13 protein-coding genes are annotated in these 16,865 nt (G+C 50.9%); 4 read left to right on the top strand and 9 right to left on the bottom strand.

Going from position 1 to position 16,865, the window contains the following annotated elements; all coding sequences use genetic code 11:
- Nucleotides 1-11: 11 nt before the first annotated feature.
- The 6 genes from B7982_RS09580 to aroE form a co-directional block, all read right to left on the bottom strand.
- Nucleotides 12-1,442, bottom strand: a complete 1,431-nt coding sequence (locus B7982_RS09580) for a glycosyltransferase (RefSeq protein WP_088660540.1) — start codon at nucleotides 1,440-1,442, stop codon at nucleotides 12-14.
- Complete coding sequence (hisA, locus tag B7982_RS09575) at nucleotides 1,405-2,187, bottom strand: phosphoribosylformimino-5-aminoimidazole carboxamide ribotide isomerase (protein WP_088660539.1); 783 nt, start codon at nucleotides 2,185-2,187, stop codon at nucleotides 1,405-1,407. The genes B7982_RS09580 and hisA overlap by 38 nt, the downstream gene beginning before the upstream one ends.
- Nucleotides 2,187-3,236, bottom strand: a complete 1,050-nt coding sequence (locus B7982_RS09570; protein WP_088660538.1) for a hypothetical protein — start codon at nucleotides 3,234-3,236, stop codon at nucleotides 2,187-2,189. The genes hisA and B7982_RS09570 overlap by 1 nt, the downstream gene beginning before the upstream one ends.
- A gap of 102 nt (nucleotides 3,237-3,338) precedes the next feature.
- Nucleotides 3,339-4,322 carry a GDP-mannose 4,6-dehydratase gene (locus B7982_RS09565; RefSeq protein WP_014546883.1) on the bottom strand — a complete coding sequence of 328 codons (984 nt, stop codon included), beginning with the start codon at nucleotides 4,320-4,322 and terminating at the stop codon, nucleotides 3,339-3,341.
- A complete protein-coding gene (aroB, locus tag B7982_RS09560; protein WP_088630684.1) occupies nucleotides 4,323-5,945 on the bottom strand; it encodes a 3-dehydroquinate synthase in 1,623 nt (540 codons plus the stop codon).
- 1 nt (nucleotide 5,946) lies between these two features.
- Nucleotides 5,947-6,864, bottom strand: coding sequence for a shikimate dehydrogenase (aroE, locus tag B7982_RS09555; protein ID WP_088660537.1), 918 nt, complete (start codon nucleotides 6,862-6,864; stop codon nucleotides 5,947-5,949).
- A gap of 181 nt (nucleotides 6,865-7,045) precedes the next feature.
- On the opposite strand from aroE, the gene der reads away from it, so the two are divergent.
- The 4 genes from der (at nucleotide 7,046) to B7982_RS09535 (ending at nucleotide 12,798) form a co-directional block, all read left to right on the top strand.
- Nucleotides 7,046-8,473: a ribosome biogenesis GTPase Der gene (der, locus tag B7982_RS09550; RefSeq protein ID WP_014546886.1), complete on the top strand. Its 1,428-nt coding sequence runs from the start codon at nucleotides 7,046-7,048 to the stop codon at nucleotides 8,471-8,473.
- Nucleotides 8,421-9,053, top strand: coding sequence for a glycerol-3-phosphate 1-O-acyltransferase PlsY (plsY, locus tag B7982_RS09545; protein WP_158212995.1), 633 nt, complete (start codon nucleotides 8,421-8,423; stop codon nucleotides 9,051-9,053). Before der ends, plsY begins: the two co-directional genes overlap by 53 nt.
- A gap of 298 nt (nucleotides 9,054-9,351) precedes the next feature.
- Nucleotides 9,352-10,383, top strand: coding sequence for an NAD(P)H-dependent glycerol-3-phosphate dehydrogenase (locus B7982_RS09540; RefSeq protein ID WP_088660535.1), 1,032 nt, complete (start codon nucleotides 9,352-9,354; stop codon nucleotides 10,381-10,383).
- A gap of 465 nt (nucleotides 10,384-10,848) precedes the next feature.
- Nucleotides 10,849-12,798 (top strand): FISUMP domain-containing protein, encoded by a 1,950-nt coding sequence (locus B7982_RS09535; RefSeq protein WP_088660534.1) that lies wholly within the window; start codon nucleotides 10,849-10,851, stop codon nucleotides 12,796-12,798.
- A gap of 176 nt (nucleotides 12,799-12,974) precedes the next feature.
- Here B7982_RS09535 and B7982_RS14795 read toward each other — a convergent pair whose 3' ends face one another.
- The 3 genes from B7982_RS14795 to B7982_RS09525 form a co-directional block, all read right to left on the bottom strand.
- Nucleotides 12,975-13,184, bottom strand: coding sequence for a hypothetical protein (locus tag B7982_RS14795; RefSeq protein ID WP_144065949.1), 210 nt, complete (start codon nucleotides 13,182-13,184; stop codon nucleotides 12,975-12,977).
- 451 nt (nucleotides 13,185-13,635) lie between these two features.
- Nucleotides 13,636-14,481 (bottom strand): Rpn family recombination-promoting nuclease/putative transposase, encoded by an 846-nt coding sequence (locus tag B7982_RS09530; RefSeq protein ID WP_233138478.1) that lies wholly within the window; start codon nucleotides 14,479-14,481, stop codon nucleotides 13,636-13,638.
- A 152-nt stretch (nucleotides 14,482-14,633) separates the two neighbouring features.
- Complete coding sequence (locus B7982_RS09525; protein WP_088660533.1) at nucleotides 14,634-16,778, bottom strand: glycoside hydrolase family 30 beta sandwich domain-containing protein; 2,145 nt, start codon at nucleotides 16,776-16,778, stop codon at nucleotides 14,634-14,636.
- Nucleotides 16,779-16,865: the final 87 nt, after the last annotated feature.

The raw sequence follows: 16,865 nt of genomic DNA, 5'->3' as shown, positions 1-16,865 counted from the left end.
TTGTTGTTCGGTTAAATCCCGTACACTTCCCGCTTGAGCTTTCTAAAGAACTCAAACTGCGTCTTGGTCGAGCTTGCAAGCGTGTAGCGTTCGCTTCGCTTGTGGCAATCAATGCGCATCTGTTCGTAGAGTTCCGGCTTCTCGAGCTTGATGGTACGGCATTCTTCGAGCGTGTCTAGCCACTTCGCTTCGTCAATCGGCAAAATGCGTCCGCAGCTGTCGTCCTGCACAATGTCGTGCGGGCCACCGTAATTGCTTACAATTGCAGGCGTGCCTGTAGACATCGCTTCTACGACAACGTTTCCGAACGTGTCCGTCGTGCTCGGGAACAAGAAAAAGTCCGCATCCGCATAAAGGCTTGCGAGCATCTCGCCGCCCTGCTCGCCTGCAAAGCAAACGCTCGGATTGTCCTTGAACTGCTTCTTGATTTCTTCAAGATACCAGCCGTAGCCCACGTACATGAGTTCCACGTCATCGTGTTTGGCTGAGAACTTGCTCCACACGGAGTTCAAAAATTCCAGATTCTTTTCCTTGGAAATTCTACCGATAAATGCAAAACGCACGGGCCTCTTGGTGCGGTCGCTGCCGAACTTTTCCCAAGCGCCTTTACCACGCATCGTGGGCGAAAACTTGTCAAGCGGGAGCCCGCGGGGGAGAATCTGTACCTGATTTGCCGGGACTTTCAAGTCCTTTTGTAGAATGTTCGCGTAGTCATCGCAAGGGCTAATGACCGGGCGAGCCATCCAGTAGAAAATGCGCATGAGCCATAGCACGTATGTGTGCATCCACTTTGCCTTCACGAGCGTCTTTGCGTAAGTCGGCACGTCAGTGCGGTAATGGCTAAATACCTTGATGCCTGCAATCCATGCGCATAGACAAACGACCCAAGCGCCAGGGCTCGGCGTTTCCAGTTCAATCATGTCGATGGGGTAGCGCTTGAGCAATCGCAGTGCCGGCGAAATGCGCGGAATCGCAAGTTCGCTGTTCGCGTACCCGAGCTGTTCCATGCTGAACAAACGCGGTAACAAAACGCAATAGCTGTTTTCAATCACACCGCACGGGCGCGTGTTAAACGCACTGCCGGCGAGGTAAGCCTTCATACCGTGAGCGCGCATGTACGGAATCACGTTTCTCAAGTTGTTTGCGATGCCGTTTGTCTCGTCCAGATTGTCCGAGTAAAACAGAATGCGTACATCGTCCGGGTCTCTTTTCTGGCGTTCCTTTTTCAAGAAAAAGCGCAACTTCAAGAGCTTCGGCAAGTTTATAATCGGCGTGAAAAACACAAGAGGCGGAATCCAGCAAGTGCGGATGTTTCCGGGCGGTCTGTGGTCAAACGAGAAAATTTTACGGAAGGTACTCGTGACCTTGCGTCCAAAGATGGCCGGGCGTGTATCGAGCTTGTCGCTAGCCTTGAGCTTTGTTGAACTTGACGCAGTCGTCATACTTCACTCCTTTGCCACCGAACAAGTCTAATGCACTACCAATGGTAAGGTCAATCTTGCCATTCGAAATTTCTTTGCAATGAATCAGGTCTTCAAGCGATTTTGCGCCACCTGCATACGTTACAGGAATCGGGCTATTCTCGGCGAGGAACTTGATGAGCTCGTCGTCCATGCCCTGCTGCTTGCCTTCGACATCGGCTGCGTGAACCAAGAATTCATCACAGCTCTTGGCGAGGTCTTCGAGCGTTTCCTTGTTGATTTCGATATCGATAATCGTCTGCCAGCGGTTGGTGGCAATCTTCCATTGCGGCTTGCCATCGACCATGCCGGTGCGCTTGCAACTCAAGTCCAAAATCAGGTGTTCCTTGCCGACGGTCTTTACAAGTTCGTCAAGGCGCGATCGGTCGAGTTTTCCATCCGGGAAAATCCAGCTCGTCACAATCACGTGCGAGGCTCCGGCTTGAATGTACTCCAGTGCGTTCTGGGCGTTGATGCCACCACCAACTTGCATACCCCCTGGATACGCCGAAAGCGCGTCCTTTGCCGCGCTCTCGTTTCCCTTACCAAGCATAATCACGTGCCCGCCTTTGATGCCGTCTTTCTTATAGAGTTCGGCAAACCATGCGGATGACCTGTCTGTTTCAAAATTTGTCTTGAGTCCCGCTCCGCTATCGGAGAGCGAACTGCCGACGATCTGCTTTACCTTGCCATCGTGCAAGTCAATGCACGGCCTAAACTTCGTCATTAGTCCTTGACCCCTGTAATAGCCCAGTCGATATTCTTGCCGAGACCGTTCTTGCTTCTGCCACGGTAGAACAAAACTTCGCCACCTGCAGCAATCTTCATGGCCTTCTTTGCAAACCATCCGTCAATCTTGTCCAAAAGCGATGCCTTCTGCAACACCTTGTTCACGGGGAACACCATGGCCGGGACGCCGTTCTTCCATTCAAAGGAGAGCGTGGTCTTCGGGAACTTCTTGCCGTTGTAATCAGCACCGCCTTCCTTGACCTTCGTCGGGATGGCAACCTTCATGCCCTGCGGACCGTTGTACAAGGCGTAACCCATGAGCTGGCCGTCTGTCGTTAGCGTAATGCGTCCGGCGTGCATCGGCGACTTGTCGCTTGTGCTAAAGTTGATGGTGCGCGATGCGAGTTCCGTTGCCTGTGCGGTTTGCCAAGTCTGGTCCATGTAGGCGTAGCCTTTGACCACCAAGGTGTCTTCGTTGTAAGCAATTTTGCCCGTCACGCGGCCGTACGGAATATGAATGTACTGGGCAAACTTTTCCTTGCCGAATGTCCAAGTGCCGTTACCCGGAACCATACCCTGGACAGCGCTTTCGAAAGTTACGTCAAGGAGGAATTTTCCGCCCTTGTCGGCGCTGTAAAGCACACGGTGGCCCTTGCCTGGCTTGTTCTGGAGCATATATTCGCCCTTGATATCAATCGTAGCCTTTTCCTTGCTTGCGACAAGGCGTTCAGGCGGGTACTGGCGACCGACAGAATAAGTTTTTCCCTTGAAGTTCCAGAAACTCAAGTCGCAACCGATTTTGCGGCCCGATCCCGGCACGTGAAGCAAGGAGTAGTTCACAAAGGCGCGAGTGCCGTTGTCGAACACGAACTGGTAACTCCAAGTTTCGTTGAATTCCTTGGTGATTGCCTTGTGTGGCATAAAGTCGCTTACAGTGAGGGCTCTGTCGTTACCCTGCGGTCCTGTAACTTCTGCGGCGTGTGTTGTCGCAGAAATAGCAAGCAGGGAGCAAATCCCCAAAACAATATTTTTTATTTGTAATCTCATACTTGAAAAAATAAAAAAAAGCTGTTCTTGTGGAACAGCTTCATTCTAGAAATTCGCTGAACGGCGGTTATTATGGAATGAACTGCCGATAATCGGAACAAGTTACAGGCGCAAGTCGCGGCCCATGCCCATCTTGAGTTCCACGCGACGGCGGACGACCATTTCGTTGAACAAGTCCGAGAGGCAATCTTCCATGCAAATCATGGGTTTCCAGCCGAGATTCATGATCTTGGTGGGGTCGCCAATCAAGAGCGGAATGTCGTTGCAACGGTCGTAACCCGGGTCAAAACGGAAGTCTACGCTCACGCCGGAGATGTCCACGAGCATTTCCACGAGTTCGCGGAACGTGTAGGACTTTCCGCAGCAAATGTTGAATGCTTCGCCGGATTCGGCGGTGTTCAAAATCTGGATAGCGGCGCGGGCAACGTCACGCACGTCAACCACGTCACGGCTTACGTCGAGGCTTCCCGAATAAATGACCGGTTCTGCGCCGTAATACTTTATCTTCACCAGCTGGTAGGCGATGGAAGGGATTACAAAGCGGCGGCTGTGATGCGGGCCCGTAAAGTGGAACGGACGAGCAAACACGATGTGGAGCCCGTTTGCGTTGCGGAACTGGTTCCCGAGAATTTCCATGCATGCCTTGGATGTGGCGTACGGAGTAAGCGGGTTAGGAGGGTCCGTTTCCTTGTGCAAGTAAGTCAGTTGTTGTTCCGTTCGGCCGTAGATTTCGCTACTGCTGAGGAGCAGGACTTTTGCCTTCGGCACAACCTGTCGCACCGCTTCGAGGAGTGTCTGCGTACCCAACAAGTTGATGTTGAGCGTTTCGTAAGGCTTCTTGTAGCTGAGCCCCACAGAGGATTGGCTAGCCAAATGGTAAATGTGCGTCGGTGAAACTTTCTGAATCATTTCCAGCACATTCCTGAAGTCTAGCAAATCACCGGTCAGGTACTGTACTCCTTCGACCTTTTGCCACGGCTGCGGAAGTTCGTCACTGAAGCTGTACAGCTCGTGATTGGTGCCGCTTAAGTTAGATAGAATACTGTACCCAAGTGATCCCGTTCCCCCGGTAACCAATATACTCATCTAAACCTCACTTGCCTGGATGGCTTTCCAGGCATCTGCAATAATACCCTTATCAATATTACAAACTTTTTCGACCTTTCCGATCTTTGTAGGCAAAATATAAACTCTTGTGCCTTTTTCGGCCTTCTTGTCGACAGCCATCGCAGCCCATGCCGCTTCGACATCCGTGTTGTATGTCTTCGGGAATCCGAGATCGTCGAGCAACTTGTTTTGACGTTGTTCATCTTCTTTCGAGAGCTTTCCGAGGAGTACTGCAGCGCGTGCGGCCACTCGCATGCCCAAAGAAACGGCGATGCCGTGGCTGTAAAGCTCGTAATGCGTGAGCTTTTCAATCGCGTGACCGAACGTATGACCGTAATTGAGGATGGCGCGGAGGCCTGCTTCCTTTTCGTCGATGCCGACCACTTCGGCCTTGATTTGGCAACTGCGGAAAATCATGTGCTTCAACACGTCAAAGTCGTGTGCCTTGATCTTTTCGACGTTATTTTCAAGGTAGGTGAAGAATTCTTCATCGTAAATCACGCCGTACTTGACGATTTCGGCAAGACCCGCAAGGTATTCGGTTGGGGGGAGCGTGTTCAGCACAGAAATGTCGCAGACAACCGCTTTCGGCTGGTAGAAAGCGCCAATCATGTTCTTGCCTTCGGCATGGTTCACGGCGACTTTACCGCCAACGGAACTGTCGACCATCGACAAGAGTGTTGTCGGGAACTGCACAAACGGAATGCCGCGCTGGTAAGTGGCAGCGCCAAAGCCTGCCATGTCGCCTACGACACCACCACTAAATTGCAAAAGGCAACTCTTGCGGGTGTAACCGCGGTGCAGCATAAAGCTGTAAAGCTGGTTCAAGTTGTGGAGCGTCTTGTGGCCTTCGCCGGCCTGGAACTTAAAAATCGGGCAACGGCCTGCCTGGCCGCGGAGTTCCGAAAGCTTCGTGTTCTGTTCCTTGGCAATCGTTGTGTCCGTGCAAATCAAGAATTCGTAAGTCGGGGCAAGGCGTAAGCCTTCAAGCATGATTGCTGCGTCCGGCACAATGTTCTTGCCGATGAAAATCGGGTAGCGGCCACCTTCGCTCGGGTGCACGTCAAGCGCGTGGCTTTCCCAGAACTTGAGCATGTGCATAATGCGTTCCGTGACGTGCGTTTCGGAATAGTCGTTCGAGCTTTCGACGCTAAAGTCCGCATTGGCGTAATTCTTTTCGCGGTCTTTCAGCATCTGCTTGATCTTTTCGAGGCGTTCTTCGTCCGAGAGGTTAGCAAGGAGCGGTCGCGTGTTCTTGCGGCCAATGCGTTCCGAAAGCACTTCGGGCTTTGCCCACAGGCGGATAATCGTTCCGTTTTCGCGGATGACCTTCAAGTTTTCGGCTTGTGTGAGAGCGCCACCGCCAAGGGAAACGACAAGAGGCTTTTCACTCTGTGCAATTTCGGCAATCACGTCGCGTTCCATCTTGCGGAAAGCGGCTTCGCCATCTTGTTCAAAAATTTCGCTAATGGACTTGCCAGCGCGTTCTACAATGACGTTGTCTGTATCGACAAACGGGCGTCCGAGGCGGTCTGCGAGGGCGCGACCTGTACGGCTCTTGCCGCTGGCCATGAATCCGGTAAAGTATAGATGCTTCTTCATTTTAGCCCTGCATTCCTTTGCGCATAATCGCAGTCAGTTCTTCGTTTGTTTTGTTTTCGGTTTCTTTCGGGAACCACTTTTTAAAGCTTTCGAGGCCCTGGTGTACGAGCATGCCTTCGCCAGTTACAATCTTGCAACCCTTGGCTTCTGCCATCTGCAAAAGCTTGGTGTGTGGCGGCGTGTAAACGATGTCGCAGACGACCTGCCCCTTATGCAGACATTCGTCTGTAATGGGGGAGGCATCAATGTTTGGGCTCATGCCGACCGAGGTCGCGTTGATGATGATGTCAAAGTTTGCAGAAATACTTGCAAATTCACCAAACGTCGTGACTTGAACGGTCTTGAAATTCTTGTCGCCTGCTTTGCCCGACTGGAAAAACATGTTCAGAGAACCTGCGAGAGCTTCGCCTTTTTCCTTGGTGCGGCAAACTATAGTAAGCTCGTTTTCTTGTTCCACAAGCGTAAACGCAATCGACTGGGCGGCGCCACCGTTTCCGAGGAGCGCAATCTTCTTGTTAGACGGATTTACGCCATTCTCTTCGAGATTTCGCACGCAACCGTAAGGGTCTGTCGTCGTTCCGCAGAGAGTCCCGCCGACAATGCCGTCCTTCCAGTACAGCGTGTTCACGCTGCCGGTGAACTTCGAAATTTCCGAAAGTTCATCGACCAGGCGGGCTGAACCGTCTGCATTGAAAAATTCCGTCTTGTAGGGGATGGTGACGTTTGCACCGTGAAACTTCATCGCCTTGAAGCCTTGAATCGCCTGGGCGAAATTTTCTGGTTCGGGTGCGTAGGGGAGATAAGCCGCATTGATGCCAAGGGCGTCAAAAAGGGCGTTGTGCATAGCGGGCGATTTGCTGTGAGCAACCGGATGCCCGAAAATGCAAAGAGTTTCCGTCTTTCCGTTTATGGAAGCCAAAGTAACCTCGTATGTCCTTCCCACCTGTGGGGAAAAACTCTAAATAATACACTACAAAGATATATTATTCTTGCGAGAAAGAATGAAAAAAGATGTTTGTTATTGGTTGTTAGTCATTGGTCATTAGTCGCTGGTCTTTAGTCTAAACGCCCCCTAGACACAATTTCTATATTTGTGCCCGATGAAATTACCTATCGTTTGCATAATTGGACGTCCGAACGTCGGAAAGTCCTCCCTCTTCAACCGCATTCTTGGCCGCCGTGCCGCCGTGGTGAGCGACCGCGATGGTGTTACCCGCGACCGTCATTACCAGAATGCGATTTACAAGGGTCACGAATTTACAGTCGTCGATACGGGTGGATTCTTGCCCGATGATTCTATCGACGTCTTGGCGGACAGCGTTCGCGCCCAGATTTTTAACGCCGTGAACGAAGCCGACCTGGTGCTCTTCATGGTCGATATCCGCGTGGGCATCACCAAGCTCGACCAGCAGTTTGCGCGCCTCATCCGCAAGCTCGACAAGAAGGTCATCCTCGTCGCGAACAAGAGCGAATTGCAGGGCGACCGCCAGGAAAGCTACGAATTTTTGAAACTCGGCTTTGGTCAGCCGCGTACCGTCAGTGCCTTGACCGGCTACGCTTGCCTCTCGCTCTTGGACGAAGTGGTCTCCGTGCTCCCGACTCCGGTGCGTGGCGAACGCCGCGAAGAACGTCCGGTGCGTTTTGCCATTCTCGGCCGCCCGAACGCAGGCAAGAGTACGCTCCTCAACCGCCTGTTGAACGAAGACCGCGCTGTTGTTTCGGATATCCCGGGTACGACCCGCGACTCCATCGACTGTGACTTTGTCGTTGACGGACAAAAGTTCGTGGTTACCGATACCGCAGGCCTTCGCAAAAAGGCTCGCGTCGAAGACGAAGTGGAAGTCTTCAGCAACATGCGTACGCTCGAAAGCATCCGCCGTTCTGACTTGTCCGTGCTCGTCGTCGATTGCACGCGCGGCATGGAAATCCAGGACTACCGCATCATCACGGAAATCCGCAAGGCCGGTAAGGGTCTCGTCGTTGTGCTGAACAAGTGGGATATCCTCCCGAACAAGAACGACAAGTCCTTCGACCACATGGTCAAGGAACTCCTCGAACGCGAACCGATGCTTGAATTTGTACCGATTCTCTCGATCAGTGCCAAGGAAGGCCAGCGCGTAGGCCGCGTGATTCAGGCTATCCAGACCGTCTATGCCAACTGCCGCCGTGTGCTTGGCCGTGACCGCGTTGCCGAAAGCTTTGCGAACTTCTTGCAAGAAAAGGCTCCTCCGAGCCACAACGGCCGTGTCGTCATGCTCACGCGCGCCTGCCAGATCATGGTGGAACCGCCGGTTATCGACATCGAAACCCGCACACCGGAACTTGTCGACGAATCGTACAAGCGCTACTTGCTCAAAAAGTTTTATGACGAATTCCAGTTGCAGGGCGCTCCGCTCCGCCTGAATTTCGATAGAAAGTTAACCCTCAGAAAGGATGAAGAACTTGAACAGTTTACTGAGTCTTCCAATAGCGTACTTGCTGGGGTCGATCCCCAGCGCCATATGGATCGCAAAACTCGCGAAAGGTAAGGACTTTGATATTCGTGACTACGGCTCCAAGAATGCGGGCCTCACGAATACATTCCGCGTGCTCGGCTGGAAGCCTGCTCTCCCGGTCGTGTTCATGGATCTTTTGAAGGGCTTTTTTGGACCGTTTATCGCTCAAAAGATGTGCGAAGCTCAGGTCGCCGCTGGCGGTGCCGATTACAGCGCATGGGTACCGCTCGTCGCAGGCCTCCTCGTGATTCTCGGCCACAGCTTCACTTGCTTTGCCGGTTTCCGCGGTGGTAAGGGCGTGCTTGCGGCCCTTGGCGTGTTCCTCGCCATTTCCCCGCTCACAGTCCTTTGCGCATTTGCCCTCTGGATTATCCTCACGGTCACCACGAAGTACGTCTCCGTCGGTAGCATCTTCGGTTGCGGTCTTCTCGGCGCACTTTCCGTGTTTGGCTATGTCTGCCCGGAATACTACTTCGAAAGCATCAACCTTGGCCAGATGATTCTCGCCGTGATTGTCGCCGTGTTCGTCATCGTGAAGCACAAGTCGAACATCAAGCGCCTCCTCAACGGCACCGAGAACGGCTTCGGCTGTAAGCGCAAAACAAATGCGTAGGTTGAGTGTCGCGGCCAAGCTTGCTTGGACATGACCGAGACCAGCATTTGGGACTAGAGCGTAGCGATAGTCCCAGTAAGGACTTGTCATTCCCGCCTTGAGCGGGAATCCCCTTTTCGTCCCACATCATTCCGAGGCGATAGCCGAGGAATCCAGTAAATTTCTCGATTGAATGTGACTAGACACATTTAATTATTGTAGATTATATGCGGCAATGATTTTTGGCAATGTTGAGCATTGCCTACGAACCATTAACTATTGACCAATGACTAATGACCATTGACTAAGGAACGATATTATGAAAGTTACAGTTTTAGGTACCGGTGGCTGGGGCCTGACCCTCGGTCAAGTTGTTTACGAAAACAAGAACGAACTCACTTTTTGGACCAATTCCCAAGCAGAAGTAGACCTTCTCTCCACCGAACACCAGTACAAGGACAAGCTCCCTGGCGTTGTTTTCCCGGCTGATTTTAAGTACACGACCGATATGCACGCCGCCCTCGAAGGCTGCGACATGGTCCTTATCGTTGTTCCGTCCCAGTTTATGGCTAGCGTTGCCGCAAATCTTGGCTCCTGGACCCCAGCAAAGGGCAAAGAACCGATTGTCGTTTGCGCCACGAAGGGTATTCTCGAAGGCACGGACCAACTCATGAGCGAAGTCATCCTCGAAAAGGTTCCTTGGCTTACCGAAGACAAGATGGTTGCCTTTAGCGGTCCGTCTCACGCCGAAGAAGTGAGCCGCCACGTGCTTACCGCCATTGTCGCTGCTTGCGTGAACGAAGAATCTGCAAAGGTTGTGCAGCAGGCGATGAGCTGCTCTTACCTCCGCGTCTATACTTCGACCGATATCGTTGGTGTGGAACTCTGCGGTTCCGTGAAGAACGTGATTGCTATTGCTTCTGGTGTGCTCTATGGCCTCGAAGCGGGTGGTAAGTTTAAGATTGGTGACAATACCCGCGCCGCAATCCTCACGCGTGGCCAGGCTGAAATGTGCCGCTTGGGCAAGGCTCTCGGTGCAAAGCCCGAAACGTTTGCAGGCCTCGCCGGCATGGGCGACCTTATTGTGACGTGCCTTTCTCAGCACAGCCGTAACCGCTACGTGGGCGAACACATTGGTAAGGGCGAAACGCTCGACCAGGTGCTTGCAGGCATGAAGATGATTGCCGAAGGTGTGCCGACTTGCCGCAGTACGCGTGCACTCGCGAAAAAGCTTGGCGTCGAAATGCCGATTGTCGAAGCCGTCTATCAGATGTTGTTCGAAAACCGCAAGGTCGAAGACGTGGTCAAGGAAATCTGGGGCCGCGAACTCAAGGCCGAAAACTGGGCTTAGTTTAAACAAACTAACAAGTACTCCGCCACGAGCGGAATTCACCTTTACATTGTCACCCCGGCCACCGTGCCGGGGTTGTCTTTTTATCCCGTCATCCTGAGGGCGAAAGCCCGAAGGATCCAAAATTTCTCGCCGAAAAAACAGAAAAACCATCAAAATCCTTCAAAATTTCAATTTGTAAATAAAATTTTACTTTTAAAAATTAAAATCAGAATTTGTTCTTTTGTCCGAAATTTCGAAATTTTAAAATTGCCGTTTTTATTTAAATTTCGCCAAATATGTCAAAAAGTTTACAGTTTTAGCACGTAATCTTTTTGTAAGAAGTTGGACGTAAAAATGCAACTTTATTCCAAGTTGAAATAATTTTTTGTAAGCAAAACTTAACTTTTGCGAAAAATTAATGTAAACTTTGTTTTGTGAAAGTTTTTCACAAAGATTGGAGAAAATTCAACAAGGGAGCATATTATGCATTACGCAAAGCTCAGTGTTGCGGGTTGTGCCGCACTCATGTTTGGTCTCATCGCTTGTTCCGGTGAAGACGGAAAAGACGGTGTTAACGGCGTCAATGGCCTTAATGGTGCCGATGGCGCAAGCTGCGAAGTCAAGTCCTTGAAGGACGAATCCGGCTACAAGGTGCTCTGCGGAGGGGATTCTGTTGGCGTCTTGTTAAATGGTAAGACTGGTGCAACGGGTAAGCAAGGTATTGCTGGTGCTACTGGTGCTAAGGGTGATACCGGTAAGACTGGTGAAAGCTGCAAGGTTGAGCCGATTACCGACGGTTACAAGGTGCTTTGCGGAAACAAGGAAGTTGGTACGTTGAAGAATGGTGCCAAGGGCGAATCTTGTACGACCTCTGAAGCCGAAGAAGGTATCAAGATTACTTGCGGTACTACCTCTACTGTTCTCAAGAACAAGAGCTGCACGGTTAAGGAAACCGCAGACAAGGATGGCACTAAGGGCATCCAGATGACTTGCGATGACGGAACCGGTGGAACGGTTTGGAACGGTAAGAGCGGTACAAGCTGCACTGCCAAGAAGGATGGTGATGAGCTTAAGATGTACTGCGATGACAAACTCGTTGGTTCTGTGACGGATGGTACGAGCTGCGTTAGCACGGACAATGGCGAAGGTGTTGTTACCGTGAAGTGCGGTGATGCCGAACCTGTGGTCATTGCTAAGGCCATGTGCGGTGATAAGACCTATGATCCGGCCGATCAGTTCTGCGTTCTCACTACACTTTTCGATAAGTGCGGAACAGATGCAAAGAAGGTCGCTTATAACATCTCTTCTGAATACTGCGAAGCTGGTGTTGTCACGCCGATGTGTATTGACGTTGAATTCAAAGATCAGGTAGAAGTTAAAGTTGAAGATATTAGCATGCGTGCTCCTAAGGCCGATGAATTCTGCTGGAACGGCTTCATTACCAAGAAGTGCGGTGGCAAGGAATTCGGTGATTATGAGTTCTGCGGTACGACTAATGATAGAACCAAAGACTCTATTATGACTTATTGCGCAAGATATACGAAAATTGATGACATTATTATCGATCTCAATAAGTCTCGGATTGTTCGTGATGCCGATGAAGAAGATCTCGATGCTCGTGCAGAACTCTTCAGTTTCATTTATGGAGCTAGCTCGCCTTACTCTAGGGAAAGTGTGAATGATTTCTTTGTGAAACTTGATCAGTACAAGGTGAAGCCGACTCAGTTCTGCGATGAAGAACTCGAAATGGTGTTCAACAAGTGCGGCGATAAGACGTTCTCTCCCAAGAATCAGTTCTGCGATAGACGTGATAACCACGTCTACTCAGTGGTTAAGGTAGGCAGCAACTGGTGGATGGGTGAAAACCTCGCCTTCGAATACAAGTTGCCGTTAATTGAAAATGACAAAATTAAGGTCGGTGGTAAGGTCATGTACTTTGAAAAGGATGCTTATGAAAACTATGCGGGTGAAGATGGCTTCCGTTACTACACTTGGGCTTCTGCAACAGGTGCCGGTGATGTTAGAACCACTTCCACTCTTCCGGAAGCCTTCATTAACGCAGTCGAGGGTGATGAACTCGAGTCCCACAAGCTTGTTACCGGTGCTTGCCCTGAAGGTTGGAGACTTCCGACTAAGGAAGAACTCCAGACTCTTGTTGAATCGAGAGAATTGCTGAAGTCGTTTAATGTGGCTGCTTCTGGTTACTACAATGTTGAATTTGTTGTTGATCCTGAAACAGAGAAGGAAGTTGCTAAAACGACTCTTATGAGTGCTGACGATGCATTCCTGTGGTCTAATACTGATCAGGAAGCTGATGGCGCAAAGGCTATTGCTTTGATGTACCCGCATGACTCGAATGTACTTGAAACGACATTCGATGCATACACCAAGACACTTGCCCTCCCGATCCGCTGCATCGCTGACGTCGATTAATTTAAGTCTCACATAATACAGCTCCAAGGCACCTGGCTCTCCACCAGGTGCCTTTTGGCGTTTTTATCGCCCATTTCTAAAATCCGCTCAGCTTGCACAAAAAAGGCCCGGATATAAATCCGAGCTAAAAAAGATTGCTTCGGCGCAACCGCCTCGCAATGACGTACATCGATAATTTATTGCTTCTCGATCTCCGCCTTGATGGCAAGGACATCTGCTTCAGAAAGCTTTGAAATTCGTACGACCTTTTCTACAGAATCACCTTCAACAAGCAAATCTTTTGCCACTTCGCGAGCCTTTTTATCCTGAGCATCATAGAATATGTAATCCTTGTCGAGCACCATCATAGCCTCCGTCATAAGGTATCTTGAGCTAAAGTTACTCATTTTCACTTCGTTTTGCAATAGTCTGAACACCGGGTCTTGCGCATACTCGCTAAAATCTGCACCTCGGTTTAAAGAATCAATTGCTCGCAACCATTGGGCTAGGCGACTGTTGTCATCTGCAAAGTGTTTTTTGGGAACGCCCCCGTAAAGCGAGCAGAGATTGTTTCGGCGTAACCGCCTCGCAATGACGTACAACAATAATTTATTGCTTCTCAATCTCCGCCTTGATTGCAAGAACCTCCGATTCAGGAAGCTTTGAAATACGTACGACCTTAATAAAAAACAAACGACAGACATAAAGCCTGCCGTTTATTAGAAATGTAATCAATAACTATTACTTCGATTTCAAAGCTTCAAGCCGTGCCTTCGCCTCAGCAATTTTCTCTGGGGGCAAGCCCATTGCCTGCATAACGCTTATAGCATCGGCATGACCTTCAGTTTTGCCTTCCGACTAGCCTTCAGCCTTTCCTTCAGTCTTACCCTTGAGAAAATTCTCAGCAATAACGGCATCGTATGCATGCATTTCGTCGAACATGAATTGCTCCATTTTTTTCAAAAGTTCAGGATCCGCATTGCTTACCCGCAGGCGATCCAAAGCATTCTTAAGAAGAGGGTATTCCGATTCGGGGACTTCAAGCGGGCCCCTTGAAATAAGCCTAAGCCAGAAATCTTCACGGGAGTTCACGCCCTTGCGAAGCTTCAAGAACTTCACCAAATCGACAATAATATATTTATTTTTCGGGAACAGCGGCAAGGCCTTTCCCGTCTTTACATCGTGTTTGCTATACAGCGTCCATGTATCCTTGTAGATTTCCCTCGGCTCCAAAATCGGGAACCTACAAAGCCAAATGGAAACAGTTTCAGGAACCTCGTAATAATGAGCCATCTTTTCCTTTTCGGACATCGCAAGGAACTGTTCCGACCGATTATAATCATGCTTGCCACGTATCGTTAGATACGCGTTGTAAAGTTGCATACGGTCCAAAAAGAACGGATGTTCGCGGTTTTGCAACTCGATATTCATGAAGCGATTGTCACGTGTCGACACCCACACGTCAAGTCGCATGGGTTCATCGCCCGGCATAAACACGTCGATATACTTTTCGAATGCGTAACTGAGGTCTACGATTTCGTGGTCATGGTCAAGTTCAAGAATACTATTCAGCAGGTCACGAATCGTGTCCTTGTCATCCAGCAACGCACGGAAAGTCGCCGGATAATACGGGAGCAAGTATTCTACGCCATCTGCGTTTTTGACGATATATGGTTTTGTAGTTGTATTATTATCATTTACCATTTGAATATCCTTATAACGGTAAGGAACGTCCCCTACCTATTACATTAACACGCTTTTCGCGCCCGTTTGGCCCGTTTTCTTTTGTAAAAAGTTGAAAAAACGAAAAACGGCCCGCGTTTGCGGACCGTTTTAATGAATAATAGAAATAGTCTTTACTTCTTGAAGACGCGTTGGGCGTTAGACTTTGTCTTCAAAATGTAGGCGCCCTGGCGGATGCTCGGCTTGAGCGTGCCGTTGTCGTTGAGGGCTTCGCCCTTGCGGCCCTTCCATACAAGGTTGCCGTTCATGTCAAAAATGTAAGCCTGAGTCTTAGAGTCGTTGACGATGGAGCGGCGGGTCATCTTGATAGAGCCCGTGCCCGTGCAGCCCGTGGCGACAATCTTTGCAATGTAGATGCCTGCGGATTCGCTGTTGAAGGTGAGGGCGGTAGAACCGTTTTCGCCTTCCTTCTTGAGGGAGACCTTGGTTTCGCTCCACTTGGAACCTGCGGCGAGCTTGCCGTATTCGTAATCGACCCAGCTACCACCTGCAGCGCCGCCCACGTTCACGTAAGCGTCAGAAGTGCCCTGGCTACGCATCGTGATGACGAGGCTTGCACAAGAGGCGAGAGCCTTGGCGCCTTCGGTGCTGATGTTCAAGAGCTGGTTCTGGTAGCCGCAAGATTCTTCGGACTGGTCGCAGCCGGCGAGCGGAACGCTGGCGTAGCCTGCAATGCCGTCGATGGCAGTTGTGCCGTAGGTGACGTCGGAGAGCTTGTCATCCATGGCCTGCCAGCCAGAAACGTCGGTCGAAGTCGTGTAGTCGACAATCACAACGTCATCTGTCGGAACGATAATCGGTTCGACGTAGCTTGCATCGCTTGTCTCGTCCTTGCAGGTTGCAACTGTGGCTGCTGCTGCGCCCTTCTTATAAACGAGAGTCGTGATGGAACGTGCCGGGAGAACGGTGCATGCTGCAACAGAGATGTTCTTGCTCTTGAGGCCGTTTTCCTTGGACTGCACGGCGGTAACGAGGCCGTAGCCTGTGATGGCCGGATTGTCGAGCTGGATGGCGGTGCTACCCGTATTGATAAGGATGGTCGAGATGGAATCGCCGTTTGCGCTGAGGAAGGCGACCGTCTTGAGGTTTGCGTCGTCAGTTGCGGTGGCAATGACGCTTGCCCCCGGGTTCACGAACTTGGAATAGTGGCGCATGGCGTGGTATTCCGGGAAAATCTTGAAGCCGGCGTCGTCACAGACGTACTTGCCGCTGCCGTCGAGGTCCCAGCCTGCACCCGGGCAGACGCCAATCATCTGGGAGTGGTAACCCCAGAAAAGCTGCCAGGCGATGTAGCCAGAGAGGCGACCGTCGGTAAAGCCAATCTGCATGATCTGGGCGAGACCGAGCATGTCCTTTTCGCGCGGTTCGTCGAGCATCGGGCAGAATTCCGTCATGATGATGGGCTTGTCGCCCTTACCGTAAACGTCGGCGATGGCCTTCATCGGCTTGCGGAAGTTTTCCGGATCGAGGTAGTTGTTGCCGGAGTTGTCGTTTCCGTCACCGGCATGGTAAAGGTGGTAGGAGTAGCCGTCGAGTTTGTTGGCGTCGAGTTCCTTGGCGTACTTTTCAAAGTTGCTGTAGCCAATACCGAGCGGTTCCGGGCCGATTAGCTTGGTCTGTCCCTTCACGGCGTCATAGACGGCGTTCAAGGCTTCCTTGTAACCGGCGATTTCGTTAGTTTCTGTCGGTTCGAAGAGAGTTTCTTCATAATCGGCTTCCATGTCTGGTTCGTTCTGGAGAGAAACATAGTCCGGAGAGATGCCTGCGGCCTTGTAGGCTTCGAGGCTCTTCTTCCACCAGTTGGCAAAATCACTGTAGACGTATTTGCCATACGGGTCGCTGTTCGAGGGCTTGAGCGTGTTCTGGCTCTTGATCTTTTGTCCGTCCACTTTACCGTTCAAGTTGCCGCTCGGCTTGAGCTTTGCCGGAGCAGACCAGCTGGACATCTGGATTTTCATGTGGTCGCCGAGGCGGGTCTTGGCGGCCTTGACGATGTCGATGTCGTCCTGGATTTTTGTGATGTCTTCGTCCTGGTACCAGTTACCCACGCGGAGCAAAGAAATGTTAAGACCCGTGAATGCGGTGTCGAAAAGGGCTTCTTGGTCTGCTGCGGGGAGGTTCTTGATCCAGCTCTGGTAGTAAACGCTTGCGCCACCGAAACCCGTAACTTTCTGGGCGGTGGAGGCGGGGTTAACCGTTACGCTTGCGGCAAGTGCGCTAGAAGCGAGCAATGCCGTTAAAGACAAGTATTTTCTCATTTTACACTCCTAAATTACACCGGATATATCCCTACACCGGTTCGACCATACACCGAGAGTTAAAGATACTAAAAGTAATAAGGAGTT

Source organism: Fibrobacter sp. UWB2, assembly GCF_002210425.1.
GTDB lineage: Bacteria > Fibrobacterota > Fibrobacteria > Fibrobacterales > Fibrobacteraceae > Fibrobacter > Fibrobacter elongatus.
The sequence above is the reverse complement of the archived record's forward strand: the minus strand, read 5'-3'. Positions and strand labels throughout refer to the sequence as shown.

Coding starts and splice junctions, on each gene's coding strand:
- B7982_RS09580 (WP_088660540.1), bottom strand. CDS start 1,442: ATGACGACTGCGTCAAGTTCAACAAAGCTCAAGGCTAGCGACAAGCTC.
- hisA (WP_088660539.1), bottom strand. CDS start 2,187: ATGACGAAGTTTAGGCCGTGCATTGACTTGCACGATGGCAAGGTAAAG.
- B7982_RS09570 (WP_088660538.1), bottom strand. CDS start 3,236: ATGAGATTACAAATAAAAAATATTGTTTTGGGGATTTGCTCCCTGCTT.
- B7982_RS09565 (WP_014546883.1), bottom strand. CDS start 4,322: ATGAGTATATTGGTTACCGGGGGAACGGGATCACTTGGGTACAGTATT.
- aroB (WP_088630684.1), bottom strand. CDS start 5,945: ATGAAGAAGCATCTATACTTTACCGGATTCATGGCCAGCGGCAAGAGC.
- der (WP_014546886.1), top strand. CDS start 7,046: ATGAAATTACCTATCGTTTGCATAATTGGACGTCCGAACGTCGGAAAG.
- B7982_RS09540 (WP_088660535.1), top strand. CDS start 9,352: ATGAAAGTTACAGTTTTAGGTACCGGTGGCTGGGGCCTGACCCTCGGT.
- B7982_RS09535 (WP_088660534.1), top strand. CDS start 10,849: ATGCATTACGCAAAGCTCAGTGTTGCGGGTTGTGCCGCACTCATGTTT.
- B7982_RS14795 (WP_144065949.1), bottom strand. CDS start 13,184: ATGAGTAACTTTAGCTCAAGATACCTTATGACGGAGGCTATGATGGTG.
- B7982_RS09530 (WP_233138478.1), bottom strand. CDS start 14,481: ATGGTAAATGATAATAATACAACTACAAAACCATATATCGTCAAAAAC.
- B7982_RS09525 (WP_088660533.1), bottom strand. CDS start 16,778: ATGAGAAAATACTTGTCTTTAACGGCATTGCTCGCTTCTAGCGCACTT.